Genomic DNA, 26358 nt, shown 5'->3' on the forward strand with positions numbered 1-26358 from the left:
GGGCCTATCTCTCCTTAGTAACCGATGCCGCTTCACGTCTGATCGTGGGCTGGTGTCTTCATCCGACCCTTGAGAGACAAGGTCCGATGAAAGCCCTCTCTATGGCCATCGATTTCTACAGAAAGTATAATGTCGAACTCTCGCAGCTCATACACCACTCCGACCGCGGCGTGCAATACTGCTGCAATGAGTACGTCGACAAACTCAAATCTCTTGGAATACAAATAAGTATGACACAAAGCGGAGACCCATTGCACAACGCCCTGGCCGAGAGGATGAACAATACGCTCAAGAACGGATGGCTCTTCAGTACAGAAGACAAAAGTCTGCAGCAGGTCAGGCGCCTTACAAAGAAAGCCATCGACCTGTACAACACGCTCAGACCGCATCAGAGTCTGCAGATGAGAACGCCAATGGAAGAAGTCGGAAGGTTGACGGCATAACTTCCTCGGCACACATTATTAAGTCAAACAATAAAAGAAGGAGGCAGAAACAACCGCAACAAGAAAATAAAGATTAATTTTGCAATTGGAAGACAACTGTCAACTAATTATGTACTTAAGAAAAGACGGCGACAAGCGTATTTGAACTTAACAAATAAACTTGTCAAAGAAGAATGAAATTAAGAAACCAAAGTTGTCAACTAATTCTAGGACATTACATACATCCCCCTTATTAGGACATAAATTCCTACTATGGGGACTTTATTTCCTACCTTTGGTATTTTAATTCCAACCTATAGGAATTATTTTCCCTACCTGTTCGGACAAAAAATGTACGCCGGCTTATACAAATAAAGCTATATTTAGGCGAAGTTTTCCGCCTTTGCAGGAGCAATTCATGCGGTTGCAAACGTTACATTTATACTCCGCCGTTAATGCACCTACACTCAGCCACGCGACAACACACGGGCTGTTTTGAAAAGGAAAAAGGGCCACGCACCGACAAACACAACCCCAAACATACGCCCCGCTCCACACAGAAACAACGCATAAACACAAAAAGAGCGTGCCACAAAAAGCGGTCGCTTCATACGCTTTTTCCATATTCTCCCCTACTTTTTCAAAGCAAAGTCTGAAGAAAGCGGGAAAAATTGATAAAATTGCACTGAAAAACGCTTAACTTTGCCGTAATATTTAGATTCTTAACAGGCAAACAAGCACATAAAATGATGAAACCTACTCTTTTCTTATTGGCTGCCGGTATGGGCAGTCGCTACGGAGGCCTCAAGCAGCTCGACGGTTTAGGCCCTCACGGCGAAACTATTATGGACTACTCCATCTACGATGCCATCAATGCAGGCTTCGGCAAACTCGTTTTCGTGATCCGCAAAGACTTTGAGGAGGCTTTCCGCGAGAAAGTGCTCAGCAAATACGAAGGCCATATCCCCTGCGAACTCGTGTTTCAATCTATTGATGACTTACCCGAGGGCTTTACCTGCCCGCCGGAGCGCACGAAACCTTGGGGCACTAATCACGCCGTATTGATGGGTGAGCCTGTAATACACGAGCCTTTTGCCGTGATCAATTGCGACGACTTCTACGACCGCGATGCCTTTCGCGTTATCGCCGATTTCTTAACGCAATTGCCCGAAGGCAGCAAAGGAACTTACGCGATGGTTGGTTTCCGCTGCGGCAACACGCTGAGCGAAAGCGGCACCGTCTCTCGCGGCGTTTGCGAGAAAGATGAAAACGGACTATTGACCTCCGTTGTGGAACGCACGCAAATCAAGCGCATCGATGGAACAATCAAATATCTTGCCGATGATGGAAAAGAATGGGTTCCTTTAGCTGATAACACGCCGGTATCTATGAATTTTTGGGGCTTCACGCCCGACTATTTCGCTTACAGCAAGGCCTTCTTTAAGGAGTTTCTAAGTAAGCCGGAGAATATGGAAAATCTGAAGAGCGAGTTCTATATCCCGTCGATGGTCGATCATCTGATTCGCCAAGGCGAGGCCACTTGCCGCGTCTTGGATACAACGAGCAAATGGTTCGGTGTAACTTATCCCGAAGACCGCGACGGCGTTGTCGAGAAGTTCCGCAAACTTCACGAAGCAGGCGTTTATCCCGAAAAACTCTTCTAAGTTGAGTACAACAAAAGCACTGCGCCCCTCCTGACCGATGAGGTCGAGGGGCCTGTGGCTTGTTGTTTTACGACACACACATTATATAATATAGGCTCACACGCTTATGCAAAAACCTCAAAGGCCACCTCGTCTCGTTCGTCCCAACTCTTTGCGCGCTTGGTGGCTGGCCGCCCGCCCCAAGACGCTCTCGGCCGCACTGATGCCCATTGTGGCGGCATCGGCCTTTGCCTTTACGAAAGATTCGTTTAATTGGCAGCCGGCCCTACTCTGCATTCTCTTTGCAACCTTAATGCAGATCGCAGCCAACTTCATCAATGACCTCATCGACTTCCGTCGTGGGACGGACGGCGCAGAGCGACTCGGTCCTGAGCGTGCTTGCGCACAAGGCTGGATTAAGCCTATAGATATGCGCATCGGCATTGCGCTAGTGCTGTTTCCGGCTTGTATGGTTGGCCTCTGCCTTTTGCCTTTCGGCGGCTTGCCTTTAATTCTGATCGGATTAGCCTGCGTCTTGTTTGCTTTTCTCTATACGGCGCTGCTGAGCTATTGCGGGTTTGGCGATATGTTGGTTTATGTTTTCTTTGGCTTCGTACCGGTCTGCTGCACTTACTATGTAGAGGCCGGAGATGTCTTACCGGAAATCTTCTTATTAGGCGCCGGCTGCGGACTGGTCATAGATACGCTGCTCGTCTTAAACAATTATCGAGATCGAACAACGGATCGCGTAGCCGGCAAACATACGCTGATCGTCATTTTCGGGGAGCGTTTTGGCAGTTTATTCTATTTCGGTCAAGGCCTCATCGGTTGCGCCTGCATCAGTGGTGCTTTTGCTTTCAACGGCCGCTGGTCAGCCTTACTACCGCTGCTTTATATTCCCTTCCACATCGCTACGTGGCGAGAAATGGTTCGGATCAATCAAGGCCGAGCGCTGAATAAGATTCTGGGAAAGACGTCGCGCAATATGATCTTACTGACGCTGCTGACGGCCTTAACAGCCTTTCTTTGACGCCGACCTTTCTCCCAACTCAATCACCTCTATATTCTCAAAGCGCTTACCCTCGACCGTGAAGCGAACAAGCGTGCGCACCTGCTGCCAACCCTGAATGCCGGCCGCACCCGGATTGATATGCAGGCAGGAAAGCGTAGGATCGTATTGTATCTTCAAGATATGCGAATGGCCCGATATGAAAAGGTCAGGCGGCGAAGCGTAAAGCCGGGCAGCGATGCTGCGATCATAATGACCGGGATAGCCTCCGATGTGCTTAATTAAGACATCGGCGTCTTCACACTTGAAGCGCAAAATCTGCGGATACATTCTTCTCAAATCACCTCCGTCGCAATTGCCGCAAACGGCTTGCAGCGGAGCTATTTCATTGAGCTTTTCGGCCAACGCAACCGAACAAATATCTCCCGCGTGCCATATTTCATCACACTCAGAAAAGTATTCCGCATAGCGATCATCCCAATAGCTATGCGTATCGCTTAGAAGTCCGATGCGCGTCATTCGTCCGTCGCCTTTTTGGGCGCATCGGAGAGCGCCAAGCGCTGCTCTACGAAATGGCGAATCACCTCAGCCGTCCCCTCATAACCCAAGACGCCTGAATTGAGACAAAGATCGTAAGAAGCAGCTTCGCCCCAGGTCTTCGGACTATAAAAGTTATAGAAATCAGCCCGCTTGTTGTCTACACTTTCAAGCAAACGGCGCGCCTGCTTCTCCGTCATGTTGCGCCGTTGGCAAATACAGCGAACGCGCTCCTCCAAATCAGCTGAAATGAAAACACTGACCAGTTGCGCGTGGTCTCGCAATACGTAGTCGGCGGCGCGGCCTATGAAGAGGCAACTCTCTTTGGCAGCGGCCTTGCGTATAGCGTCGCTCTGCAACTTAAAGAGTTTTTCATCGCTCAACTGATTAACGTAATAGTCGCCCGCACCAATAATCGGCGAAAGGCTGTGCCAGGCGTGACTAATAAAGCCTTTCTTCTCATCCTTCCTTTCAAAGATGGCCTCATCATAGCCGCTTTCGTGCGCAGCTATGGTTAATATTTCACGATCAAAGTATTTGATGTCGAGCTGTTCGGCTAACAAGCGTCCGATACGGCGGCCGCCGCTGCCGAGTTGGCGACCAATGGTGATAACGTAAGGTTTCATAAGGGTTAAGAATAGATCAATGTTATTGCGTGATTGTTTTTTCTGCGAGAATGCGCCTAAACTTTTTGACTTGCCACGCTTGCAGCGCAATGGCTATCAGGAAAGCCATCGTGTCTGCCACAGGCATCGAATACCAAACGCCATCGACGGGATTGTCGAACGAGCGCGGAAACAGGAAGAGCAAAGGCACGAGGAAGAGCAATTGGCGCGTGAGCGAGAGGAAGATGCTTTTGCCCGTCTGCCCTATACTTTGGAGAAAAGCAGTTGTGATTATCTGAATGCCTACCAACGGAAATGTGAAAGTCATAATGCGCAAGCCGTGGGCGGCCTCCTCAATCAGTTGCGGCGAACCTTTTGCAAAGAGCGTCACGAGCGGCGTAGCGAAGAAGAAGTAAATACAAAAAGAGATGAAAGTTATGACCGTGGCAAACAAGCCGGCTTTCTTCAGCACCTCGATCAAGCGATCGTAACGCTTTGCTCCATAATTGAAGCCGGCAATGGGTTGCATACCTTGGTTAAGGCCTATGGTCAGCATCACGGCAAAAAGAATCAGTCGATTGGCAATGCCATAACTGCCCACGGCAACGTCGCCGCCCACGCCGGTCTCTGCGCCATAAAGCGTCATGCTGCGCGTAATGATGATGGCCACAAGGCAGGCGCAGAGATTGATCAAGAATTGAGGCAGACCGATCGTAAGCGCTTTAAAGATGATGCGCCCACTGATGTTTGGACGCTCAAATCGCAGATGGACCAAGTTGGTTTTGTCTGTAAACAAATAGAATTGGCGGCAGAGCATCAAGAATTGAGCGCAGACGGTGGCTGTCGCCGCGCCGCGTATCCCCCAATGGAAGACAAAAATAAAGAGTGGTGCAAGCAAACAGTTGGCCACGACCGTCCCAATCGTTGAAAGCATAGCCTCTCGAGGCCGATTGGTCGAGCGAAGCAGGGCATTCATACCCAAATAGAGGTGAGTAATGACATTGCCGCAAAGGATTACGGTCATAAAATCGCGCGCCGGCCCGAGCGTGACGTCACTCGCGCCAAAGAAGCGCAGGATGGGCGTGAGAAACACTTGCAGCAGGATGCCTAAACCTAAACCCATCACGACGTTCATAAAGAGAACGTTGCCTAAAATATCTTGTGCCGTGCGATAGTCTTTTTGCCCGAGGCGCACGGACATCAGCGTAGCGCCACCAACGCCTACCATAGCACCAAAAGCTGCCCCCAAAGCCATCAAAGGTCCTGTCAGTGCGAGGCCCATAATAGCTTCCGGACCAACGCCCTGCCCGATAAAAATACCGTCGATAATATTATAGAGCGACGAAGCAGCCATAGCGGTAATGGCCGGCAAGGCATACTGCAAGAGCAAGCGGCCTATGGGTTTCTCGCCCAATTCGTTGAGCCGCTTTTTACCGGGTTCTACCACCTCGGACTCTTCTTCCGACGCGGCAGGTTGCGCTGCTATCGTTTGCGACTTGTCTTTCATTTTTCAATTAAAATCTTTGGATGCCGACAAGTCGGTATCGGTCTGTCTTCAAGCATCGTTTTGCTCGTCGAAAGCGCACCGTCTACAGCCTTGCACGTGCTATACTCATGCAAAGTTAGGCCTTGGCGAGAAAAACGACAAGGAAAACGAAGGAAGAAATTAAAAAAAACAAGTCGGCGCTGCTTTTACGAAAGGATTTTTTCTTATCGCCGGTCAAACGAACCTGTCGATCTATGCCGCGAGTCTTATTTTACGATCATTATACACTCATTTTCTGCTCGTTATGTCTCTCTTCTGAATATACGTCGACTGAGATTCGTTTCGTTTGGCGCCGGCAAACGATAGTTTGGTGCCGGCAAACGATAGTTTGGTGCCGGCAAACGATAGTTTGGCCTTGGCAAACCATTGTTTGCTACCAGCAAACAATAAGCAGGTCGAATAAAAGGCATAGCATGACAAGTACTGAAAGGAACGGAATGCGACGAAGATGATTGGCTGCACAGACGTCCGTTCACCTTCGTCGGTCGGCATTTAGCAAAAAGGAGAGGGAAAAGAAAACAAGCCTTACCGGCTGACTGTCATTTGAAACTTAAAAGAAAAATTTCAGTTCGAACAAAACGGGGAATAGGCGCAGGAGGCGAGCTTTTCGGGACAAAAGGTGAGGCCATCATAAACGAAGACTCTCTGAGTAAGCTTTATGCAAAGCCTACTCGGAGAGTCAGTTCAAAAAGCGTGGTCAGGCGCATCGCAGTGCCACATCTTCGACTACGCGCTTGCGATGAGGCTAACGATCGGCCGATGTGAGGCAGGTGCTTCCTGCAAGCTTAACCTTCGCTTGTATTGTAGTGCGCTTGCACTGTTGCGTCGAGCACGGCGATGGCCGTGACGTTGACGATGTCGCGCACGTCGGCCTCAAAGTCGGTAAAGTGGATCGCCTTGTTCAAACCAATCTGAATCGGCCCGATTACTTCACCTTCGTCGGCCATACTCTTAGCTATTTTGTAAGCTGCGTTAGCTGCGCTCAATGATTGGAAGATGAGCGTATTGACATCTTGATCCTTGAGACGCGTAAACGGATACTTCTCATCGCGTAATTCGCGATCGAGCGCGAAGTTTACTTGCATTTCGCCGTCGATAGCCAATTCGGGATATTCCTTTTGCATACGTTCTACGACGCGATGGACAACTGCCGGTTTTCCATCCTCATCGCTGCCAAAATTTGAATAGGATATCATCGCCATAGCCGGAGTTCGATTGAAGAAGCGTACGCCGGAAGCGGCCAAACGGGCGAGGTCGTAAAGGGCATGCTCGTCGGGGTCGCGATTGATCAAGGTGTCGCCGAAGAAGCAGATGCCATTCTTAGAGGAAACCAAGTGGAGGGCGCCGAAATGCTCATAGCCGGGACGGATTCCTATAACTTCTTTGGCCGCTTGAATAGTCCCCGCATAGCGCGTATAAAGTCCGGTGATAAAAGCATCAGCATCGCCCGTCTCCACCATCATCATACCGAAATAATTTCGCTCAAACATTTTGTCGCGCGCAACCTCTAAGTTAAATCCTTCGCGTTCGCGCTTCTGCGCAAGAATCTTTGCGTAACGCAAACGGCGCTCTGACTCGGAATTATCTCGCAAGTTGACGAGCTCACATCCGTCCAAGTTTAATTCAAGTTCGTCGGCAATGCGCTTAATCTCCTCTTCGTTGCCCAACAAAACGGGATGGCAGAAGCCTTCTTCTTTAGCTTGTACGGCAGCTTGCAGCATTTTTGGATGAGAACCTTCAGCAAAGACAACGCGCTTCGGATGGAGGCGTACCGTCTCAAACAGGTTTTGCGTAAACTTCGTCTCTTGGCCCATCAATTCGCGAAGGCGTTGACGATAGGCCTTCCAGTCGGTAATGGGCGTGCGAGCTACGCCGCTATCCATCGCAGCTTTGGCCACAGCCATCGAAACTTCTGTGATGAGGCGGGGATCGACGGGTTTCGGAATGAAATATCCGGGGCCAAAGGTAAGGTGGCGCACTTGGTAAGCGCGATTGACGATATCGGGAACGGGACGGCGGGCCAACTCGGCAATAGCTCGCACGGCGGCCATCTTCATTTCTTCGTTGATGGCGCGAGCTGCTGTGTCTAAAGCGCCGCGGAAGATGTAAGGAAAGCCGAGTACGTTGTTGATTTGATTGGGATAATCGGTGCGGCCCGTACTCATCAAGACGTCAGGACGGGCTTCAATGGCGTCTTCGTAAGTGATTTCGGGCTGCGGATTAGCCAAAGCAAAAACAATTGGGCGCTCGGCCATCGTGCGAACCATATCTTTGGAAAGAACATTGCCTTTGGAAAGGCCGACAAAGACATCTGCGCCTTGAATAGCCTCTGCTAAGGTGTGCACATCGCGGCGAGAGGTGGCAAATTCCTTCTTTTGCTCAGTCAAATTTGCACGATCGTCAGTGATAACGCCTTTAGAGTCGAGCATAATAATGTTCTCTTTGCGCGCACCAAAAGCACAATACAAGCGCGTACAAGAGATTGCCGACGCGCCGGCGCCATTTACGACGATTTTAACCTCTTCTATTTTTTTATTAGCCACGATGAGGGCATTCAAAAGTCCGGCGCAGGAAATGATAGCTGTGCCGTGCTGGTCATCATGCATTACCGGAATGTCCAATTCTTCCTTCAAGCGGCGCTCGATTTCAAAACATTCGGGCGCTTTAATGTCTTCAAGGTTAATGCCACCAAACGTTGGGGCAATGGCTTTCACGGCCTGAATGAATTTCTCCGGATCCTTCTCGTCTACTTCTATGTCGAAAGCGTCGACACCTGCGTAGATTTTGAACAAAAGGCTCTTCCCCTCCATCACGGGCTTACCGGCCATCGCGCCGATGTCGCCCAAACCGAGCACGGCTGTACCATTGGAAATCACAGCTACGAGATTGCCTTTGTTAGTGTATTTATAGACGTCGTGGGCTTCATTCTGAATTTCCAAACACGGCTCTGCAACGCCCGGAGAATAGGCCAGAGAAAGATCGGTCTGCGTCCGGTAAGGCTTAGTCGGGACAATTTCTATCTTTCCCGGCTTCCCCATCGTGTGGTAGCGAAGTGCTGCCTCTTTAGTTATCTTTACCATTTTCCTATTGCTTTTATTTGTAAGGATATTTCCTAAATTCGTGTTATCTACTTAGAGCAAAGATACGGCTTAAACTTGAATATTGTTCATTGTGAAAGATCTTTTATCGCGGACAACCGTCATTTTATAGAGGATATTCGTTTATTCATTCCACTTTATTTGCATTTGGCAAGTATGACGTGCAATTTAGAGTGACGATTTTCGATCTGGGCTCAAGAAGCACTCACGCTTGAAAAAGGAAAACTTAAGGTGAAAAAAGGAGGATTTACGACAGAACAAGGAGAATTTATGATTAAATGCGCAAAACACGGGAGTTTTTCAAGTGAATAGGGATCTTATTTGGTCATCTTTTTTTTACATTTGCACGTTATTTGGAATTAAGTTAGAAAAGATGCGGGAAGAAAGCCTACAGAATCATGTTATAGCAACGGCACAAAAACTATTTTACAAGGAAGGCGTGCGCGCCGTGACGATGGACAAGGTAGCGCAAAGTTTGCGTATGTCTAAGCGCACGCTCTACGAATTATTTACCGACAAGGAAGATCTTCTCGTGGCCTGTGTCGCAGCTTCTCACAAGGATTTTAAGGATAAGATGCGCAAAGCTTCGAAGCCGGAAGATACCGTAATCGACATCATTTTGCGCACGTTCTCTTATCGGCTGAAATGGGCTAAGAATATTTCGCCCACATTCTTTTCGGAGACGAGCAACTACCCGAAAGTCGTGACTTTATTCGAAAATCATCGAGAGGATATGCGGGTCGATTTTTGCGAGTTCTATCATCGAGGCGTGCAAGAAGGCCTTTTTATCGACCGATTGAACCCGCAATTACTCTATTTGTCTTTTATCACAATGATGCCGGCTGTGCGGGCTTACTCGACAAAAGACCCTTTGCGCCCCTTCGACTTCTTTCTCAACACCTATTTCGTACACGTGAGGGGCTTTGCAACGGAAAAGGGCCGCCAACTGTTGGATGAATTTGTCGTCAACTATCGACGCGAGCACCACCTCTAAGTTGCAGAGCGCTTGGCTATAACAAAACGGCGGGCAAGCCTTGGTTTTGCTCTCTTATATATAAAATATGTGGTTTCGCCCCTTCGACAGCAAGGTGAGCACTCCGCACTTTCCCACCTCTTTATACAAAACATCCGGCGTGTTGCGCTATCAAAGCGTACACGCCGGCTTCATACATTATGAACTCTATGCAATCTTTGGGTACCTAATCGCCGAAAATTACTTCGGCGCTACCAACTAACATTCGCCATATCCGTACTCTTGCTCCTGCTTTCAGCATACTTCGCACAGCATGTCGAAAGCAGAAAACAGGGAATCAAAGCTCCGCCTTTAGAAGTGGATACTTTTCAGCGCCGGCAAGAGTTCTGCGAGGTCGTCGATCAATTCTTGCTCCGTCTTGCCATCAAGGCGGGCCACGAAAATCGTATCATATCCGGCGATTGTGCCTGCTACGGAAGGCATATGGCTGATATCTATATCAGCAGCCAAGCCGCGAGCATAGCCGGGGCGCGTATGAAGCACGAGCAAGTTGCCCGACTTTCTCACTTCAGCCAAACCTGAGTTGCGAAGATATTCGGGCAGCACCTCGGGCGCTACAGTGCGTTGATACGTGTCGCGTTGCGGCAAGATATACTGAAACCCTTCGCGCGTTCTGATCTTGGCTGCGCCCAAGCTGCGCAAGTCGTGCGACAAGGTGGGCTGAGAAACACTAAAGCCGGCATCGGCCAACTCACGTAAAAGGTCGGCCTGTGTAGCCGAAGTACGGTTAGATAAAATTACGCGTAGCGCGTCTAATCTTGGAGCTTTCATCTTTATACAGGAATTAACAAAAGACAAAGTTATTTATTTGGATACAAAGGTACTCATTTTTGAATAGCAGTACCACTTATTTCAATAAAAATTTGCGGAGATAGCTATATTTTTTGAGTTTGGCCAGTATTCTTTACATCTTTGGTTAAACTCCACTAAATAATGCGTAGATATTTCGCATTTATCTCAATACTTTGAGGCGTTAAACATTGCCCATACTCGACTACATCTGACTACATGCGCAAATAAAGTGCGTTATAAACATCACATAACGAAAAATTTCACTCATACGAAGCCTCGCTGCTCACAAGTGACAAAGCCGGGGTCGCAGAGCGTGTATGATGAGTCAACGATCTACTAATTTTGACATTTTGAAGAACAATTTCATAGGCTAAAAGTCTTGATCGCAAGCCCGCAAAGCCCGATAGCGAGTTGTTTCATCGTGAGCACAAACCTTTTTTGTCGTGAGGTGAAGCCTTTGTTATCGTGAGCGCAAACCTTTTTTATCGTGATAAAAAACGTGCAGGATTGGGCGAAAGCAGTAGGCAAGGCAGGTCTGCTGCATTTGTATCCAACTATGAGAAGCATCATACAGGACAGACGAAAGTATAAACCAAAGAAGACTGATGGGCGATAAGGCTTGCACGGGCGACGGCCGCATCTGCTGATACACGGGCAGCGCGGAAGCATCGGCAAGCCGACTTATGGGCATAAAAAAACTCTCGATTTCAGATTGAAATCAAGAGTTGAAAAACTTGCTTGAGAAATTTGTGTGGTGCCACCAGGAATCGAACCGGGGACACAAGGATTTTCAGTCCTTTGCTCTACCAACTGAGCTATGGCACCTTGCATTTTCGTTTTGCGAGTGCAAAGGTAGAAACACTTTTTGAATACACCAAGCGTTTGCCTAAGAATTTTCGAAGCATCCGTAAAATTCCTTTTTTTGCGATGTTGGAAGTCGGGCGTAATAAAAGATTCGCTATCTTTGCGTATCAAGCAATCATTAGAGAAATAAACCATATACCAATGAATATTGTAGATAGATTTTTGGCCTATACGCAATTTGACACACAATCGGCCGAAGATGCAGGCAAAACGCCAAGTACTGACAAGCAAATGACCTTCGCTCGCTACCTGCGCGATGAGTTGGTCCAAATCGGATTAAAGGACGTGGAGCTCGACGATGAGGGTTATCTTTATGCAACATTGCCCTCAAATACGAAAAAGAAAGCTCCGACGATCGGTTTTATCGCGCATATGGACACCAGTCCGGACGCTTCGGGTGCTAACATCAAACCGCGCATCGTCAAAGCTTATGACGGGACGGACATTGTATTGGATGCCGCAGCCGGAATCGTGACGAGCGTGGAAAAATTTCCGGAACTCAAGCGCCACATTGGCGAGGATATCATCGTGACCGACGGACATACGCTGCTGGGGGCGGACGATAAGGCCGGCATAGCGGAAATTGTGCAAGCGATGGTCTACCTTATGGAGCATCCGGAGATAGAGCACGGAAAAATTCGCGTAGGTTTTAACCCCGACGAGGAGATCGGCTTGGGTGCGCATAAGTTTGACGTCGAAAAGTTTGGCTGCGAATGGGCTTATACGATGGACGGCAGCGAACTGGGCGAATTGGAGTTTGAGAACTTCAACGCGGCGGTTGCTAAAATCGACATCACGGGCGTCAGCGTACACCCCGGTTATGCTAAGGATAAGATGATCAATGCTTGCCGCGTAGCTACGGATTTCATAAACTTACTTCCGGCTAATGAAGTGCCGGAGAAAACGGACGGCTATCAAGGCTTCTTCCACCTTATCGGGATGGAAGGCGGCGTAGAGAAAGCTTCGCTCACTTATATCATTCGCGATCACGATCGCCAGAAGTTTGAAGATCGCAAAAAGCTCATCATCGAGGCCGGCGAAAAAATCAATGCGCAATATGGCGAGGGAACAATAAATCTCGTAGTCAAAGATCAGTATTATAATATGCGTGAGAAGATCGACCCGGTAATGCACGTGACGGATTTAGCCATAAAGGCGATGGAAGAAGCGGGCGTTTCACCACGCGTAAAAGCGATTCGCGGCGGCACAGACGGTGCTCAGTTATCGTTTAAGGGACTCCCCTGCCCTAATATCTTTGCCGGCGGACTGAATTTTCACGGCCCGCACGAGTTCTTGCCGATTCCGAATATGGAAAAGGCGATGGAAGTGGTCGTGAATATCTGTCGACTCACGGCAGATTTCAACGAGTAAGCCGACTTTTACCTTATTGTACCGGCGCTATCAGAAGCGTCGGTACTTCCTTTTCTATGCTCGGAGATGAATTTTATATCAGACTTAGCACTCATTCTTGTCATAGCCGGCATCACCGGCCTTATATTTAAACGCCTGCGGCAACCGCTGATCTTGGGTTACATCCTGGCCGGCTTTTTGGCCAGCCCGCATATGACGTTTTTTCCGTCGGTGAGGGACACATCCAGCATCCACACGTGGGCAGATATAGGTATTATCTTCTTAATGTTTGCCTTAGGCCTCGAGTTTTCTTTCAAGAAGCTCGTCAAGATGGGCACCGGACCAATCATAACGGCCGTCTCGATCATCCTTTTTATGATGACGATGGGTACACTCATAGGCCAAACCTTTGGTTGGTCGGAGATGAACAGTCTGTTTTTGGGCGGAATGCTCGCCATGTCGTCAACGACGATTATTTATAAGTCGTTTAGCGAACTCGGTTTGCTACAACAGAAGTTTGCAGGCAGGGTTATTAGTGTGCTAATCTTAGAAGATATCTTCGGCATCTTGCTGATGGTCGTGCTACCGGCGCTCGCGGCATCGAATAAGTTTGAGGGGCAGGAACTCATTATGAGCTTCGTAAAGTTGTTTTTCTTCCTTATTCTTTGGTTTGTGGTGGGTATTTACATCGTTCCGCAAATTTTTCGGAGTTTCAAGAAATGGCTGAACGCGGAAACGCTATTAGTTTTCAGCGTAGGCCTGTGCTTCTTGATGGTATTTTTGGCCGAAAAAGCCGGTTACAGTAGCGCCTTGGGCGCATTCTTGATCGGTAGCATCCTAGCTGAGACGATCGAAGCTGAAGCGATTGAGAAGGTAATTTCTTCCGTGAAGGACTTGTTTGGCGCTATATTCTTTGTCAGTGTAGGTATGCTTGTTGATCCCGCAATATTACTAGAATATTGGGCGCCAATCGTGGTTATTGTCGCGGCAATCCTTATCGGGCAAATGATTTTCGGCACAATCGGCTACTTACTCTCGGGCTTGCCGCTCAAGACGGCGATGCAATGCGGTTTTAGTATGGCTCAAATCGGCGAGTTTTCGTTTATCCTCGCCTCACTCGGCATTACGCTCGGCGTGACGAGTGACTTCCTTTATCCGGTTGTGGTGGCGGCTTCAATCATTACAACTTTCCTCACGCCGTATATGATCAAACTGAGTCTGCCGGCTTACAAACGCCTGGAAAAGTTACTGCCTCGGAAGGTGACGCGCCGACTTTCGGATCGTTCAACCGCAGGCAAAGAGATGCCGGCTTCGGGCTGGCGCGTGATGTTTACGGGGCAACTCGTTATTGTCGTGACTTATCTCGTCCTATCCTTTTCGGCGATCGGTATTTCCTTTACGGTTATTCTGCCTTTCCTGCGCGGTCTGCTGACGCATTGGGGAGGTAATGTGGTCGGAGGTTTGCTCACGTTCTTCGGGGTTTCAGTCTTTCTGCGGCCGATTGTGATGAAAAAAATCCACGCTCAACAAGTCAAGCAATGGCGTTTGAATGGCGCAAAGCGCAGTTTGCTGTTTTTCTATTTGAGCATTGCGCTTCGCTTTTTCATTTCCACACTGGCCACCTACTATATCCTAAACTATTTGTCCCCATTTAAATGGTACTGGCACTTATTGGCGGCAGCCTTGCTCGTAGCGCTGATTACGATGGATCGAATCTTTGGCTTTAAAAACCAGTTTTCAAAGCGCGTGAAGTATGTCAGCATCCGCTTGGAGCGAACTTTTACCCATAATCTTCGCCAACGGGAGTGGAAAGCCGCGGCGCGGCGACCGGGCTACGCAAGAACGCTCGATAGGCACGATTTACACCTTTCTCAACTCGTATTACCCAACAATTCGGCTTGGGGAGGTCTGACTTTAGCTCAACTTAACTTTGGGCAAACAGACGGCGTTATGATCGCCGCAATTGTGCGTGGCGGCAATAGGGTTAACATTCCGGATGGCAACACGATGCTTTTCCCGCAAGATACCATAGAAGTAATTGGCGACGACGACAGTTTGGAAGCCTTGGCCAAGCGTATGCAAGCGGAAATCGTAACCGGCAATAAGCGGGTCCTCAACCACCGCCTCGACATCAAGCATATTACGATCGGCAGCAAATCTCCCTTCTGCGAAAAGACAATTTTTGAAAGCGGCATCAGAGAAGATTACAATTGTATGGTTGTTGGCTTCGAGGACGAGGAGGAAGAGAGCAACGCGATCAACATTGCCGTGGCCAATAGGCGCATCGTAAAAGGCGACACCATCTGGTTGGTAGGAGAAGAAAAGGACTTGAAGCAAATCAAGTTGGCCAACGCCGGCTCGAACCCTACCGCTAAGCAAGTCTAAACCGCCAAGCGCCAGAATCAACTTGACAGTAAACTAGAATCATTCATTATATATAAGAGATAAGGCTATGAAATTTGAATCAAATACGGATTGGATCAACTTTGCAAAAGAACAAACACACAACGACAAAACCGTTATGGACGAAGTCAACGCTTGCGCCCAATCGCCCAAGACTTTTATTAGCGAGAAAGCACTTCAGATGAAGTCGACCGCTTTCCGCAACGACTATATTTCGCTGGCTGAAGATATGACGAATGCATCCGATCAGGAAGCATTTATCCAATGTCTGCAATATTTGCTGGAAGACGCCGACTATTTAGCATTCGTCGACAAGCACGCAGGCGTGGAGGCCTTCTGTTGGCGCATCAACGAGCAAAAGGCTGTGAAGCAGCGCGGACTCCGCATTTCCTCTAAGAATCTCACGCTCGGCGCAGACGCTATGCAATGGGTAGCGGAAATCAACGCACTTTGGAAACCGGAAGGCTTGCAGTTGGTCTTCCTCGAAGAAGGTCCTGCACAATTCTATACGATCGCCGCGCGCGACTAACAGTATCCCCACAACATAAGAGGTGATTATTGCCGGTCTTTCCTGCACCGCGCGATAATCACCTCTTATTATATAATGTCTCCCACTCAAGATGTGGACACCTTATTCCACAAAAGCCTCCATAAAGGCAAAAGATGCTTGAGGTTCGATCTCCAAATACTGCGTCGTTGCCGGCAACAACACACTCCCACCTGCTTGTAGCGTAAACCGATTTCCCAAATCGTCAGTGCAAACGGCCGCTCCCTCGTAAGCTACAAGCACCACAAAACTATCCAGATCCGAATAGCCGGCGTGAAAGGGCTGATTCAAACGCCCCAAACGCGTAGAGAAAGCACTACAATGCACCAATGGCACCCTTTTGTTCCACGCTTGATCATAAGCCACGGGATCCGGGCGGCAATCATTAAAGTTCAGCGCCATCTTGGCCTGTTCCGTGTGCAACTCCCGCTTTTTTCCATCCTTCCCGATGCGGTCAAAATCATAGACGCGAAAGGTATCATCGCTCGCCTGCTGAATTTCTATCAGCAAGTTGCCGGCACCGATACTATGAATCCTACCCGCCGGAATGAAGAAACAATCGCCGGCTGCCGACGGCTGCGTATGGAGCAAGTCCAAGAAGTTTCCCTCGTGTAGCGCCTTTTCATAAAGTTCGGGCGTCAAAGGACGATCGAACCCCATATATAATTGTGTATCCTCCGACGCCCCTACGATAAACCACATTTCAGATTTACCATACGGATGCCCCATTTTATGGGCGATTTCGTCATTGGGATGCACCTGAATACTCAAATCTTGAGCGGCTGAAATAAACTTTACGAGTAGCGGAAACTTATTTCCGAAGCGTGAAAAGTTCTTTTTCCCCACGAGTTCCGCGCCGTAACGATCAATCAAGTCGCAGATCGTCAAGCCCTTGTCCTTGCCTTCACTCACAAGCGTCGCCGCACCGGCCACGCCGGAAAGCTCCCAACTTTCTCCCACGTTCTCTGCGTCCGTCTTGATTTGTTTCAAGCGGATAATCTCTTGTCCGCCCCAAAGGGTTGACTTGAGCAGGGGTTGGAAGAAATATGGTTGCATAGACAATGCACTTTATATAAGTGGCGAATTTACGGATAAATCGTTACTTTGCCAATACTTTCTATCGAAAAGGCACAACCATAGGCCGACAATAAGCCATCTTCACCCGCCAACTGCTCTTTTTGCTATACTTCCCCCACTATTTATAGGCCCATTGCCCTACAGCAGCGGTGGCGAGGGCTAATCGCAACATCATCTGCCCTCCGTTTTTCTGCGTCATCTCCTCCACTTTTTCGGCTTTTCTTGGCTCAAAGATTAAAATAACGTTAAAACAAAGCATTTTCTTAGTACTTTGTTTTGCATAGTACTAAGTTCTACATACTTTTGTGCCGTGCAAGGTATTTAATATTTTAGATTCAAGCGCTGAAAGTTCACGAATCCGGCGTTTCTGTCCAAAAATCAATTGAGGAAGCCGCAATTGCGCCAAGCACACCAAAAGAAAGAGTAAGACAAACCACTATATTGAATTATGAACACGGATAATGCTAAATCTCAAATGCGCAAAGGCATGCTCGAATATTGCGTGCTGCTTTTGCTGCATCGGGAAGCAGCCTACGCGAGTGACATTATCACGCAACTAAAGCGCGCTGATCTCATCGTCGTAGAAGGTACGCTCTACCCATTGCTCTCCCGCTTGAAAAAAGAAGGGCTGCTCTCTTATCAGTGGCAAGAGTCCACGCAAGGACCTCCGCGTAAGTATTACGCACTAACGGCTGACGGCCGACAAGCATTGACCGACTTGGACGAAGCTTGGAATCAACTCATACGAACCGTCACGTTGCTGCAAAAAGAAACCGACTTGCCACAAGCTAAATCAACAGAATCTACCAACATTCCAGAAATCCCAACAAAATGAAAAAGAATATCACCATCAACCTCTTTGGAGCACTCTACAACATCGACGAAGATGCTTACCAACTCCTTGACCAGTATCAGAAGAATATGCGCGCCTATTTCGCCGATCGTGAGGGCGGCGAAGAAGTGGCCGAAGACATCGAACGGCGCGTGGCCGAACTCTTTGCCGAGCTGAAGGCTGAAGGCATAGAGGCCGTCACGATCGAACACGTGCAAGACATCATCCATCGCATCGGTAATCCGGAGGAAATGGAGCAAGAAGAGATGCAAGAAAGCACGGGCACTCACAAGCAAGAGCCTCCCACGCCACCTCAAGCACCCCACGTGGAGCCACGCGGAAAGCGCAGACTCTTCCGCGATTCTGAAGACAAAGTAGCCGGCGGCGTTATTTCAGGCTGCTGTAAGTATCTCGACGTCTCCGATCCCCTCCCTTGGCGCATTATCTTCGTGCTGCTGTGTCTTTTCACGGGCACCACATTAGCTCTCATTTATATCTTGGCTTGGATCTTCATACCGCTGGCGCGCACAACGGCCGACAAACTGATGATGCGTGGCATACCCGTAACGCCGCACACGCTCAACGCCGAGATCATGCAAGAAGCCGCCACTCGCAGCGCAAACGAAATCTACCCTAACGGCCAAGCATCCAACCATAGCACATTTAACAGTCTGATGAAAGGACTCGTCACGGCCGGGATCTGCTTTATAGCTTTCATCTGTTTTGCTATGCTACTTTCATTCCTTGTTCCCTTCCTCGTGCTGTTGGTTAGTCTTATCGTAGGCTTTGGTACTTTGACAGAAATGAATCTGTGCGAGCCGGATACGGCGGTTCTGCTCTCGCAAAATCCTGAAACGATATGGCTTTGGATCGGATTCTTACTGATGATGATGGTATCTATCTGCATCCCGCTTGGCGCAATCATCGCCATACTTCGCAATTGGAGTCGAAATAAGTCTATGTCCTTTTCAGCAAAGCTGTATACGACCATCTCCTTCTTTTTATGCGTTGCCTTGACCGTCGTTCTCGGTTTCTTTGCCGCGGCCAAAACGCGTCAAATCGACAATCTACTTTCTAAGAGATGTAATATTCAAACCGAGGTCTCCATAGACGATAACGATGATGAAGAGGATGATGATAGCGTCCAAATAAGCGTCACGAAGCCTTCAACAACAGAGAAGGACAACGCAAAACTTGCAGATAGCGTTTCATTCTACAAAGATAGCATTCGACATTTGCAGCAAGAAAAGGCGGCAGCCGGCAAAACGGCCAAGCCTGCCGGAAAAGGCCATCGGAAAAGCCATAGGCGCAGTTAGTACTCTGGAGCAATAATAGTTAAATTGAACATACGAAAGGTCTGTTATCGATCCATTGCCATTGGGATCGGTGACAGGCCTTTCCTTTTTACGCACCTCAGACTACCGGACGCGCTTAAGCAGGACAAACCCGGTAGGATAAAACGCGCGCAAAAGGAGGACAAGCCATAGAAGCGGAAAGCGGCGCACCCCGAGTCCGTAGCGGATGATGCGGAGTGCGGGTTGCAAGAGGCAAACGAGGAGGAGGAAAACGCATAACCTATAAATTTCATTCGTTTTCAGAAAGCAACGGCGTACGATTTGAAATGCCTCGTTCCCACACTATTTTTGTTTGCCGGCAGCAAACCATCGTTTGGTGGGAGCAAACTATCGTTTGGTCGGGCCATACCATCGTTTGCTCCCACCAAACGATAAGCTACCCAAATTTGTAAGCGAAAAAGGAGGGCACGTGAATGCAAAAACAGAACCTATAAAAGCAGAAACGGAAGGAGCACAAAAAATCTGCCTTCTTGCCGGCAAGAAGACAGATTCCTATAATTTTTAATTCGCGATGGTCGCGATTTAGAATTGATTCAGCGTATACAAATACAAGATCGCAGCGGGGATAGCCAAAAGACTACTATCGAAACGATCGAGCATACCGCCGTGGCCCGGGAGAATGTGGCCGCTATCCTTGATGCCCAATTGACGCTTAAAGAGACTCTCAACCAAATCTCCCCACGTGCCGAAGACGCATACGACTAAGGAGAGGCCTATCCATTGCAACCAAGTCAATTCCGCAGGAAAGAAATGATGCATTAGGCTGGCAACGAGGACACACAAGACTCCGCCACCGATACTGCCTACCCAAGACTTATTGGGCGAAATGCGCTCAAAAAGTTTGGCGGGAAAGCGCTTGTGGAGTAAACTTCCCGTGCAGTAAGCCCCCGTATCGCTCGTCCATAAAAAGATAAAGACGCTCAGCGGCAAAAGCCAGTGGAAGTAAGCCTGCTGCTTAAGCGGATCATTTAAGAACGCCAAACAATTAAGCAAGCTGAAAGGCAAAGCGATGTAGAGCTGTGAGGCAAAAGCATAAGCCCAATTTTTGAGCGGATCGGGCTGACGGGCATACAACTCAGAGATCGGCAGATACATCAGCGACAAAAGGTAGGGAATAAAGACTTCCGACCCTTGATAACCGGAACAATAGCCGGCGAAAGCCAAGAAGAGATAAACGCCGGATACAGCATTGATCAACTTGTTTACGCGGGCACCGGCGTGAAGGTTGACATTATCGGCAAACTCCCAAAGCGTCAAGCCCGTGACCAAGGCAAAGAGCAAGGTAAAGCTCCATGGCGAAAGCAATATTGAGCCTACGAGTACGGCGACAAAGGCCGTGCCGGTCAGTGCACGCAAGACAAGATTACTCATGCGGTTGTTCGTTGGGGGTTTCACTATTCTGATCGTCCTCGGCAGCTACCGTCGGAATTTCCGGCGGCAAGACGGATGCAGGCTTCTCATCCTGCGGCGCTTCTTCAGCCGCGTTTTGCTCAAGCGGTGCAGAGATGCTCTGCGCCGAAGGGCATCCGGGGATGGCAGGGGGCGTCATAGAGACATTGTCAACGGGCACTCGTGCCGTCTTTTGCTTAGCCTGCAGCTCCTCTTCCAAGAGAACGTCGGCGCGACTCTTCCACGGACGCGGCCCAAATATGCGCTCCACATCCTCGGTAAAGATCACCTCACGCTCAATCAAGAGCTGGGCGAGTGCGGCGTGCTTTTCCTTGTTGTCCATTAAGAGTTGCTTTGCGCGGGCGTATTGCTCGTTGACCAACTTATGGACCTCGGCGTCGATCTTCTCGGCCGTCTTCTCAGAATATGGTTTGGTGAAATTATACTCCTGCGTATCGTAATAACAGAGATTGGACAGCTCATCGCTCATTCCGAGATAAGCCACCATACCATAGCTGCGCTTCGTGACAGTCTCAAGATCGTTGAGTGCGCCGGAGGAGATGTGGCCTGTAACCAACTCTTCGGCAGCGCGTCCACCGAGCGTGGCGCAGATTTCATCGAGCATCTGTTCGCGTGTTGTGATGGTACGCTCTTCCGGCAAATACCAGGCAGCACCAAGCGCCTGCCCACGAGGCACAATCGTAACCTTAACCAAAGGATTCGCATAGCGCAACAGCCAAGATACGGACGCATGGCCCGCCTCGTGGATGGCGATCGTTTTCTTCTCGGCCTCGGTCATCACTTTGTTTTTCTTCTCCAATCCGCCTATGATTCTGTCGACGGCATCTAAGAAGTCTTGCCGCGTAACTGTGATGTGATTATGGCGCGCTGCAATCAACGCGGACTCATTACAAACATTGGCAATGTCGGCACCGGAGAAACCCGGCGTCTGGCGCGCCAAAAGTTCAATATCTAAAGCCGGATCATATTTTAATGGACGCAAATGGACCTTGAAAATGGCGATGCGTTCGGGCAAATCGGGCAAATCTACGTGGATCTGGCGATCAAAACGGCCGGCACGCAGCAGGGCTTTGTCGAGAATGTCCACGCGGTTGGTCGCAGCCAAAATAATCACGCCGGAATTGGTACCAAAGCCGTCCATCTCGGTCAAGAGTTGGTTCAACGTATTCTCGCGTTCGTCATTGCCGCCAAAGGAGGCGTTCTTGCCGCGCGCACGGCCTACGGCATCAATCTCATCAATGAAAATAATGCAAGGAGCTTTTTCCTTTGCCTGACGGAAGAGGTCGCGGACGCGACTTGCGCCGACACCGACAAACATTTCGACAAAATCAGAGCCTGAAAGGGAGAAGAAAGGTACGTGGGCCTCGCCGGCTACGGCCTTTGCCAAAAGCGTTTTTCCCGTTCCGGGAGGGCCTACGAGCAATGCGCCCTTAGGAATTTTACCACCTAACTCTGTGTATTTCGAAGGGTTCTTGAGAAACTCTACGATTTCTTGTACTTCTTCCTTAGCACTCTCTTGTCCGGCTACATCGGCAAAAGTAACATGCAGGCCGGCGCCTTTTTCAAACAAGCGGGCCTTACTCTTACCGACATTAAAGATGCCGCCACTTCCACCGCTGCCTCCGCCGCCTCCATTGACGCCGCGGAACATCCAGAAGTAGAACAAGATAAGTATAATAAAGGGGAAGGTACTACCGAGCAGGTTGAGCCAGAAATGACTCGACTCTTCATAGCTTACGCTGCCCTTATAGGTGACATTGAGGAAGTCTTCTACCTTATCGACCGAGGGAACTTTACTGGACACTGTAGGGGCTGTGCCCACATCGTCGCTACCTTGATGAAAGACGTCGCGGATATGAGCGGGGGTTACGATGAAGCGAGCTATGCCGTCGCTTTTGTTGACCGTAACACTCTTGGCATAACCCTTAGCTACGTATTCCTTGAACGTGGTATAGGGAACTTCTTTATCGAATCCGCCGTCACCAAGATTTCCCCGGAAGAACATAAACATGAGGGAAATAATCAAGACTGCGTACAACCAATAAAGATTGAACTTCGGCAGATTATTTTTTTGCTTGGGGTTTCCGTTCATTTCAATCTTGATTAGGAATTTCTTTTATTTCTGCGTCTTCCCACAGGCTTTCGAGGGCATAAAACTCACGCATCTCGGGCAGGAATATGTGCACCATCACGGTACCATAATCCATTGCGACCCATTGTGCGTTGTCTAAGCCGGCTGCAGCGGCGGGGCGCTCATTCAGGGCCTTGCGCGTCTCGTCGCTCACCGACCCGGCAACAGCTTCTACTTGCTGCGGGCTGCCGGCATTGCACAGAACAAAATATTCTGCGGGAGCTGTGTCAATCTTGCGGAGATCTACGATGGTAACATCGAAAGCTTTTTTCTCCTGCATACCTTGAACAATCGTATTTACTATTTCGGGAGTGGAATTCATCTATTATAATGTATAAGTTGTTTGGATTGAACGCAAAATTACGCATTAATTCATATTAGAAACGCGATGACGGCAAAAATTGCGATGAAATTAGAAAAAAGCAGAGGGAGCTTTGGCTTTTCAAAACAAAGACGCTATCTTTGCATCCGCATTTGAGGATTTTCTCATTGCACGCATCAAGTTTTTGGGGTATGGTGTAATGGTAACACTACAGATTCTGGTCCTGTCATTCTTGGTTCGAGTCCGAGTACCCCAACACTTAGCAAAGCGATGTTCTGCGATCAGAGCATCGCTTTTTTATGTTAGCCTCTACGGGTAGCACCTGCGTACTCCATTATATAGTAGATCAGCGTAGCCAAAGAACTTAAAGCGGCGATAACGTAGGTATAGGCTGCTGAGCGCAAAGCGTCAACGGCGCCGGGATATTCTTGTGGAGTGACAACGCCGGCTGACTGGATCCAATTGACGGCCCGGCGACTCGCATCAATCTCTACGGGGAGCGTGACGAAACTAAACAAGGTCGTCAGGGAAAAGAGGACGATACCGACAAGGAGGATTGTCGGAACGATCTGCACCAAGAGGATGCCGGCAAGCAAAACCCAATGCATCCATTGCGAAGTAAAACTAACCACCGGCACGAGCGCCGAGCGCAACGTCAAAGGGGCATAAGCACGAGCGTGCTGTATGGCATGTCCACATTCGTGGGCGGCGACAGCAGCTGAAGCTACGGAACGCCCGTTATAAACCTCGTCACTCAAGTTAACGGTCTTATTGGTCGGATTATAATGGTCGGTCAACGAACCGGGCGTCGCCGTGACAGTAACGTCATAAATACCATTCTCTTGCAGCATCTTTTGCGCCACTTCTGCGCCACTCAGGCCGGAAGCCAACAGTTCGTGAGAATAGCGCTCAAACTTATTGCGCAAATTATACTGAACAGCATAGCTCAATAAAGCTACGAGGATGAATATGATCCAAGCGAAACTCATAGGTATTTTTATTGATTTCAGAAGCAACATAGCAAGCAATATGCCAAATCCTCTCCTTTCAACGCTTTTTTGAAGAAAGCAGCACCAAATATTGCGCTTTTGACAAGAATATGCCTACCCTATTGATTTTTCCCAAAAGCTACAAACACATAGGGCACAATAAGTCTTCATTCCTTTCGTTAGTATTAAGGTTATTATGAGTCGATTGAGACAGAACGGTATTACAACCAATTCAGATACCAAGGCCAAGAATTGGAAATAAAAAGCGATATTCAAAAGTACGATAGAATAAAGATGATGCAAATAAAAGAATTTCTTGATAAAGACTGGATCGACGCCTAGATCGTATTGTGATTAGAAATGGAGAGAATAGCAAGAATGGCACGATTGACTTTTCTCATTGAATTATGCCAATACTTGGGATGCACAATAATGGTAAGTGCGGTAAGTTCTAATATAAAATTAGAAGTAAATCATGGAATATAGATTAAGATTCACAGAAATAACAACGCTACGTCCATATATGTTTATTGTTATAGGATTCCTTGTGGGTTGTGTGATGGCATGGCTAATTATTAATTACGTTTCTGACAATCTTCTTTATTTAGTGAGGATATTTTTGTACTTAGGTACCATTTACGTGTTAATTACATCTATAAAGATGTTTTTTAATAAAACTCTGACAATTGAATATACCGACAATGAAATCATATTGCAGATAGGCAGAAAAGAGAAACGGTATAGAAAGACAGACTTATTGGGGTTTTATAGCTTTGATTATATAAACGATGTTCGCTCGACCATTTCTTTCCAATTTATGTTCAAAGATGGATACCGGTTAGATATTTCCGATTACACCATGGAACATTCGAGCAACTTAATTATTAATAGAGAAAAGAATTCAGAATTAGAGAAATTCCTAATCATATCAATGAACTATTTCGGATTTAGGCCCATCAAAAAAGTTAAATGGCGCACTTGGACTAATATCTGTAATATATGGTATTCTAAATAATTTGCAAATATGGGCGTAAAGGATATTTAGTAGGCTGAAACCTACAACTTTTTAATGTGCGTTCTTATCCCGAACTCATGTTACTTCAAAGGCCTGAAATGTTCCATTCCGGGGCAATCAATAATAAAGCATATGGAAAAGAAAGACGTCGTAAGGAAAATTGTAGATGTGATTCGAACTTCCTTTGAGCAAGATGGGTTTCAACTGAAAGCGCCCAATAAGTTTGAGAAAAGGAAAGGAGATAGTTTATATATTTATGAGATTAGTGTAACCAAATCAAAGACACATTTTTCATTGCATCTTAGGCTTAAGTTGCAAAACAAGCGTATTTCTACAGGGGTAAATACGATTCTAAAAAGAGTATTGAAAGATCCACTTATAAAATACCCTACTAATTTCACCGACAAAGTGATAGAGGATATTTTCAAAGGGAGAACATCTAATAAAGATGTCTATGGATTAACCGACTGGAGATTCTTCAAAGCTGATAAGCAGACTTTGAGTGATTTTAATGCGAAATTTTCAATTTGGTTTTCTAACTTTGAGACATTAGAGGAGAAAAACAATTGGCAGACAGAACTATTACAAAGTGTGGCCTATGCAAAGAACTGGTTTGCTCTGATTGATCATGATGCATACTTAATAAAACATACCGATTATGTCGCCCTGTATTTATTGAAGAAGTTGGATGACATAGAGGGCGTCGAAGCAAAATATAAAGAAATCTACGACAGAAAGAGATCTTTAGACCAAGATACAGAAGAATTAGAACTGTTTTATAAGTATTTGCTCCAAGAGCACTAAATATCCAAATTCAGACGAAAACGGCGCCGAGAAGGCCAAAATAGCTACTGAGAATCAGACACATATAGCCCCTCAAAACTTTTCTATAAGCGTCGAAAAATTGTCTTATAAGAGAATTTTTTCGATCATAGGAGAAAGTTTTTCCGATCACCTATGAAAGTTTTTCGACTCACCTAAGAAAGTTTCGCCACTTCCCTAAGCCCTTTTTTCTCTCTTGCGCACAGCGTGAAAAAAGGCTACGCAGCTGCTTGCTAGAATAGGTGCAAGCGGGGCCACCGGCTGCCTTCTGCGGTCGCCATTGCCAGCTTGTCGATGGGGCGTATTTAATAATGAGCCGGCCCAATAATATCCTCGCCATTTCGCCCACAAGTGCCGCGGATGCTCAATGCGCTATCTTGCCTTTGACTATGCAAGAAATTAACGTGCGTTCGGCGAATTCAAAACAGAGTAAGCTGCGTGTCGATAGTCCTTTGCGCATTGATGCACGGCTGCTTTGGGAGCAGACTAATAGGCTGCAATGGTTCCTAACGCGTTGACGATGAAACTGTCGAAGCATCTATGCATGGGGAACTTC

Annotated in this window: 23 protein-coding genes, 2 tRNA genes and 1 pseudogene; 12 read left to right on the top strand and 14 right to left on the bottom strand. The window is 47.9% G+C overall.

The genetic code is table 11. The features are described from left to right. The 3 genes from GCWU000325_RS11185 to menA form a co-directional block, all read left to right on the top strand. On the top strand, positions 1 to 443 hold a 443-nt coding region (locus tag GCWU000325_RS11185), incomplete at its 5' end, for an IS3 family transposase (RefSeq protein ID WP_006254265.1). Positions 444 to 1171: 728 nt separating this feature from the next. Then, the gene (locus GCWU000325_RS01855; RefSeq protein ID WP_040598766.1) at positions 1172 to 2086 is read left to right on the top strand and encodes a glycosyltransferase family protein; all 915 of its coding nucleotides are present in this window, start codon (positions 1172 to 1174) and stop codon (positions 2084 to 2086) included. 106 nt (positions 2087 to 2192) lie between these two features. Then, positions 2193 to 3095 (top strand): 1,4-dihydroxy-2-naphthoate octaprenyltransferase, encoded by a 903-nt coding sequence (menA, locus tag GCWU000325_RS01860; RefSeq protein WP_006254267.1) that lies wholly within the window; start codon positions 2193 to 2195, stop codon positions 3093 to 3095. Here menA and GCWU000325_RS01865 read toward each other — a convergent pair. The 4 genes from GCWU000325_RS01865 to GCWU000325_RS01885 all read right to left on the bottom strand — a co-directional run bounded on the left by GCWU000325_RS01865 (position 3078) and on the right by GCWU000325_RS01885 (position 8842). Continuing rightward, positions 3078 to 3593: a metallophosphoesterase family protein gene (locus GCWU000325_RS01865; RefSeq protein WP_006254268.1), complete on the bottom strand. Its 516-nt coding sequence runs from the start codon at positions 3591 to 3593 to the stop codon at positions 3078 to 3080. The genes menA and GCWU000325_RS01865 overlap by 18 nt on opposite strands. After that, positions 3590 to 4237 (bottom strand): cytidylate kinase-like family protein, encoded by a 648-nt coding sequence (locus tag GCWU000325_RS01870; protein WP_006254269.1) that lies wholly within the window; start codon positions 4235 to 4237, stop codon positions 3590 to 3592. The genes GCWU000325_RS01865 and GCWU000325_RS01870 overlap by 4 nt, the downstream gene beginning before the upstream one ends. Positions 4238 to 4259: 22 nt before the next feature. Beyond that, positions 4260 to 5723, bottom strand: coding sequence for an MATE family efflux transporter (locus tag GCWU000325_RS01875; RefSeq protein WP_006254270.1), 1464 nt, complete (start codon positions 5721 to 5723; stop codon positions 4260 to 4262). A gap of 824 nt (positions 5724 to 6547) precedes the next feature. Further along, positions 6548 to 8842, bottom strand: a complete 2295-nt coding sequence (locus GCWU000325_RS01885) for an NADP-dependent malic enzyme (protein ID WP_006254272.1) — start codon at positions 8840 to 8842, stop codon at positions 6548 to 6550. 391 nt (positions 8843 to 9233) lie between these two features. Between GCWU000325_RS01885 and GCWU000325_RS01890 the strand changes: the two genes are divergently transcribed. Continuing rightward, positions 9234 to 9854, top strand: a complete 621-nt coding sequence (locus GCWU000325_RS01890) for a TetR/AcrR family transcriptional regulator (RefSeq protein ID WP_006254273.1) — start codon at positions 9234 to 9236, stop codon at positions 9852 to 9854. A 67-nt stretch (positions 9855 to 9921) separates the two neighbouring features. Continuing rightward, entirely contained in the window at positions 9922 to 10095 is a 174-nt protein-coding gene (locus GCWU000325_RS11820; RefSeq protein ID WP_006254274.1) for a hypothetical protein, read from the top strand. An 89-nt stretch (positions 10096 to 10184) separates the two neighbouring features. Here the strand turns inward: GCWU000325_RS11820 and GCWU000325_RS01895 are convergent, their stop codons facing one another. The 3 genes from GCWU000325_RS01895 to GCWU000325_RS01905 all read right to left on the bottom strand — a co-directional run bounded on the left by GCWU000325_RS01895 (position 10185) and on the right by GCWU000325_RS01905 (position 11510). Beyond that, entirely contained in the window at positions 10185 to 10664 is a 480-nt protein-coding gene (locus GCWU000325_RS01895) for an arginine repressor (protein ID WP_006254275.1), read from the bottom strand. 481 nt (positions 10665 to 11145) lie between these two features. Beyond that, positions 11146 to 11376, bottom strand: coding sequence for a hypothetical protein (locus tag GCWU000325_RS11825; RefSeq protein ID WP_154646549.1), 231 nt, complete (start codon positions 11374 to 11376; stop codon positions 11146 to 11148). Positions 11377 to 11437: 61 nt separating this feature from the next. Continuing rightward, positions 11438 to 11510: transfer RNA gene (locus GCWU000325_RS01905), tRNA-Phe, on the bottom strand. A 180-nt stretch (positions 11511 to 11690) separates the two neighbouring features. Between GCWU000325_RS01905 and pepT the strand changes: the two genes are divergently transcribed. The 3 genes from pepT to GCWU000325_RS01920 all read left to right on the top strand — a co-directional run bounded on the left by pepT (position 11691) and on the right by GCWU000325_RS01920 (position 15831). Further along, positions 11691 to 12920: a peptidase T gene (pepT, locus tag GCWU000325_RS01910; RefSeq protein ID WP_040599145.1), complete on the top strand. Its 1230-nt coding sequence runs from the start codon at positions 11691 to 11693 to the stop codon at positions 12918 to 12920. A 66-nt stretch (positions 12921 to 12986) separates the two neighbouring features. Beyond that, positions 12987 to 15284, top strand: a complete 2298-nt coding sequence (locus tag GCWU000325_RS01915; protein ID WP_006254279.1) for a cation:proton antiporter — start codon at positions 12987 to 12989, stop codon at positions 15282 to 15284. 67 nt (positions 15285 to 15351) lie between these two features. Continuing rightward, positions 15352 to 15831, top strand: coding sequence for a DUF6630 family protein (locus tag GCWU000325_RS01920; RefSeq protein WP_006254280.1), 480 nt, complete (start codon positions 15352 to 15354; stop codon positions 15829 to 15831). Positions 15832 to 15933: 102 nt separating this feature from the next. Here the strand turns inward: GCWU000325_RS01920 and GCWU000325_RS01925 are convergent, their stop codons facing one another. Then, positions 15934 to 16905, bottom strand: coding sequence for a type I phosphomannose isomerase catalytic subunit (locus tag GCWU000325_RS01925; RefSeq protein WP_006254281.1), 972 nt, complete (start codon positions 16903 to 16905; stop codon positions 15934 to 15936). Between the two features lie 139 nt (positions 16906 to 17044). Further along, positions 17045 to 17185, bottom strand: a complete 141-nt coding sequence (locus tag GCWU000325_RS11830) for a hypothetical protein (RefSeq protein WP_006254282.1) — start codon at positions 17183 to 17185, stop codon at positions 17045 to 17047. A 189-nt stretch (positions 17186 to 17374) separates the two neighbouring features. On the opposite strand from GCWU000325_RS11830, the gene GCWU000325_RS01930 reads away from it, so the two are divergent. Beyond that, positions 17375 to 17761: a PadR family transcriptional regulator gene (locus GCWU000325_RS01930; RefSeq protein WP_006254284.1), complete on the top strand. Its 387-nt coding sequence runs from the start codon at positions 17375 to 17377 to the stop codon at positions 17759 to 17761. Then, on the top strand, positions 17758 to 19074 hold the full coding sequence (locus GCWU000325_RS10890; RefSeq protein WP_006254285.1) for a PspC domain-containing protein: 1317 nt from the start codon (positions 17758 to 17760) through the stop codon (positions 19072 to 19074). The genes GCWU000325_RS01930 and GCWU000325_RS10890 overlap by 4 nt, the downstream gene beginning before the upstream one ends. Positions 19075 to 19635: 561 nt before the next feature. On the opposite strand, the gene GCWU000325_RS01945 is transcribed toward GCWU000325_RS10890, so the two are convergent. Genes GCWU000325_RS01945 through rsfS form a run of 3 tightly spaced genes read right to left on the bottom strand, consistent with a single transcriptional unit; the run spans position 19636 to position 22976 of the window. After that, entirely contained in the window at positions 19636 to 20484 is an 849-nt protein-coding gene (locus tag GCWU000325_RS01945) for a phosphatidate cytidylyltransferase (protein ID WP_006254289.1), read from the bottom strand. After that, positions 20477 to 22615 carry an ATP-dependent zinc metalloprotease FtsH gene (ftsH, locus tag GCWU000325_RS01950; RefSeq protein ID WP_006254290.1) on the bottom strand — a complete coding sequence of 713 codons (2139 nt, stop codon included), beginning with the start codon at positions 22613 to 22615 and terminating at the stop codon, positions 20477 to 20479. The genes GCWU000325_RS01945 and ftsH overlap by 8 nt, the downstream gene beginning before the upstream one ends. Position 22616: 1 nt before the next feature. Beyond that, on the bottom strand, positions 22617 to 22976 hold the full coding sequence (gene rsfS, locus GCWU000325_RS01955; protein WP_006254291.1) for a ribosome silencing factor: 360 nt from the start codon (positions 22974 to 22976) through the stop codon (positions 22617 to 22619). A 185-nt stretch (positions 22977 to 23161) separates the two neighbouring features. Here rsfS and GCWU000325_RS01960 point away from each other — a divergent pair. Next, positions 23162 to 23232 (top strand) — tRNA-Gln (locus tag GCWU000325_RS01960). 46 nt (positions 23233 to 23278) lie between these two features. Here the strand turns inward: GCWU000325_RS01960 and GCWU000325_RS01965 are convergent. Then, positions 23279 to 23965 (bottom strand): zinc metallopeptidase, encoded by a 687-nt coding sequence (locus GCWU000325_RS01965; RefSeq protein WP_040598770.1) that lies wholly within the window; start codon positions 23963 to 23965, stop codon positions 23279 to 23281. Positions 23966 to 25112: 1147 nt separating this feature from the next. Between GCWU000325_RS01965 and GCWU000325_RS01975 the strand changes: the two genes are divergently transcribed. Then, on the top strand, positions 25113 to 25784 hold the full coding sequence (locus tag GCWU000325_RS01975; RefSeq protein ID WP_006254295.1) for a hypothetical protein: 672 nt from the start codon (positions 25113 to 25115) through the stop codon (positions 25782 to 25784). A 437-nt stretch (positions 25785 to 26221) separates the two neighbouring features. Here GCWU000325_RS01975 and GCWU000325_RS12335 read toward each other — a convergent pair. Beyond that, a pseudogene (locus tag GCWU000325_RS12335) lies at positions 26222 to 26345 on the bottom strand (IS982 family transposase); the annotation flags it as partial. Between the last annotated feature and the right edge of the window lie 13 nt (positions 26346 to 26358).

The sequence above is a fragment of the Alloprevotella tannerae ATCC 51259 genome (assembly GCF_000159995.1).
In the GTDB taxonomy this organism is placed as follows: domain Bacteria; phylum Bacteroidota; class Bacteroidia; order Bacteroidales; family Bacteroidaceae; genus Alloprevotella; species Alloprevotella tannerae.

What these genes read in the sequence shown, in the direction of transcription:
- GCWU000325_RS01855 (WP_040598766.1), top strand. Translation starts at nt 1,172, where the DNA reads ATGAAACCTACTCTTTTCTTATTGGCTGCCGGTATGGGCAGTCGCTAC.
- menA (WP_006254267.1), top strand. Translation starts at nt 2,193, where the DNA reads ATGCAAAAACCTCAAAGGCCACCTCGTCTCGTTCGTCCCAACTCTTTG.
- GCWU000325_RS01865 (WP_006254268.1), bottom strand. Translation starts at nt 3,593, where the DNA reads ATGACGCGCATCGGACTTCTAAGCGATACGCATAGCTATTGGGATGAT.
- GCWU000325_RS01870 (WP_006254269.1), bottom strand. Translation starts at nt 4,237, where the DNA reads ATGAAACCTTACGTTATCACCATTGGTCGCCAACTCGGCAGCGGCGGC.
- GCWU000325_RS01875 (WP_006254270.1), bottom strand. Translation starts at nt 5,723, where the DNA reads ATGAAAGACAAGTCGCAAACGATAGCAGCGCAACCTGCCGCGTCGGAA.
- GCWU000325_RS01885 (WP_006254272.1), bottom strand. Translation starts at nt 8,842, where the DNA reads ATGGTAAAGATAACTAAAGAGGCAGCACTTCGCTACCACACGATGGGG.
- GCWU000325_RS01890 (WP_006254273.1), top strand. Translation starts at nt 9,234, where the DNA reads ATGCGGGAAGAAAGCCTACAGAATCATGTTATAGCAACGGCACAAAAA.
- GCWU000325_RS11820 (WP_006254274.1), top strand. Translation starts at nt 9,922, where the DNA reads ATGTGGTTTCGCCCCTTCGACAGCAAGGTGAGCACTCCGCACTTTCCC.
- GCWU000325_RS01895 (WP_006254275.1), bottom strand. Translation starts at nt 10,664, where the DNA reads ATGAAAGCTCCAAGATTAGACGCGCTACGCGTAATTTTATCTAACCGT.
- GCWU000325_RS11825 (WP_154646549.1), bottom strand. Translation starts at nt 11,376, where the DNA reads ATGCCCATAAGTCGGCTTGCCGATGCTTCCGCGCTGCCCGTGTATCAG.
- pepT (WP_040599145.1), top strand. Translation starts at nt 11,691, where the DNA reads ATGAATATTGTAGATAGATTTTTGGCCTATACGCAATTTGACACACAA.
- GCWU000325_RS01915 (WP_006254279.1), top strand. Translation starts at nt 12,987, where the DNA reads ATGAATTTTATATCAGACTTAGCACTCATTCTTGTCATAGCCGGCATC.
- GCWU000325_RS01920 (WP_006254280.1), top strand. Translation starts at nt 15,352, where the DNA reads ATGAAATTTGAATCAAATACGGATTGGATCAACTTTGCAAAAGAACAA.
- GCWU000325_RS01925 (WP_006254281.1), bottom strand. Translation starts at nt 16,905, where the DNA reads ATGCAACCATATTTCTTCCAACCCCTGCTCAAGTCAACCCTTTGGGGC.
- GCWU000325_RS11830 (WP_006254282.1), bottom strand. Translation starts at nt 17,185, where the DNA reads ATGCTTTGTTTTAACGTTATTTTAATCTTTGAGCCAAGAAAAGCCGAA.
- GCWU000325_RS01930 (WP_006254284.1), top strand. Translation starts at nt 17,375, where the DNA reads ATGAACACGGATAATGCTAAATCTCAAATGCGCAAAGGCATGCTCGAA.
- GCWU000325_RS10890 (WP_006254285.1), top strand. Translation starts at nt 17,758, where the DNA reads ATGAAAAAGAATATCACCATCAACCTCTTTGGAGCACTCTACAACATC.
- GCWU000325_RS01945 (WP_006254289.1), bottom strand. Translation starts at nt 20,484, where the DNA reads ATGAGTAATCTTGTCTTGCGTGCACTGACCGGCACGGCCTTTGTCGCC.
- ftsH (WP_006254290.1), bottom strand. Translation starts at nt 22,615, where the DNA reads ATGAACGGAAACCCCAAGCAAAAAAATAATCTGCCGAAGTTCAATCTT.
- rsfS (WP_006254291.1), bottom strand. Translation starts at nt 22,976, where the DNA reads ATGAATTCCACTCCCGAAATAGTAAATACGATTGTTCAAGGTATGCAG.
- GCWU000325_RS01965 (WP_040598770.1), bottom strand. Translation starts at nt 23,965, where the DNA reads ATGAGTTTCGCTTGGATCATATTCATCCTCGTAGCTTTATTGAGCTAT.
- GCWU000325_RS01975 (WP_006254295.1), top strand. Translation starts at nt 25,113, where the DNA reads ATGGAAAAGAAAGACGTCGTAAGGAAAATTGTAGATGTGATTCGAACT.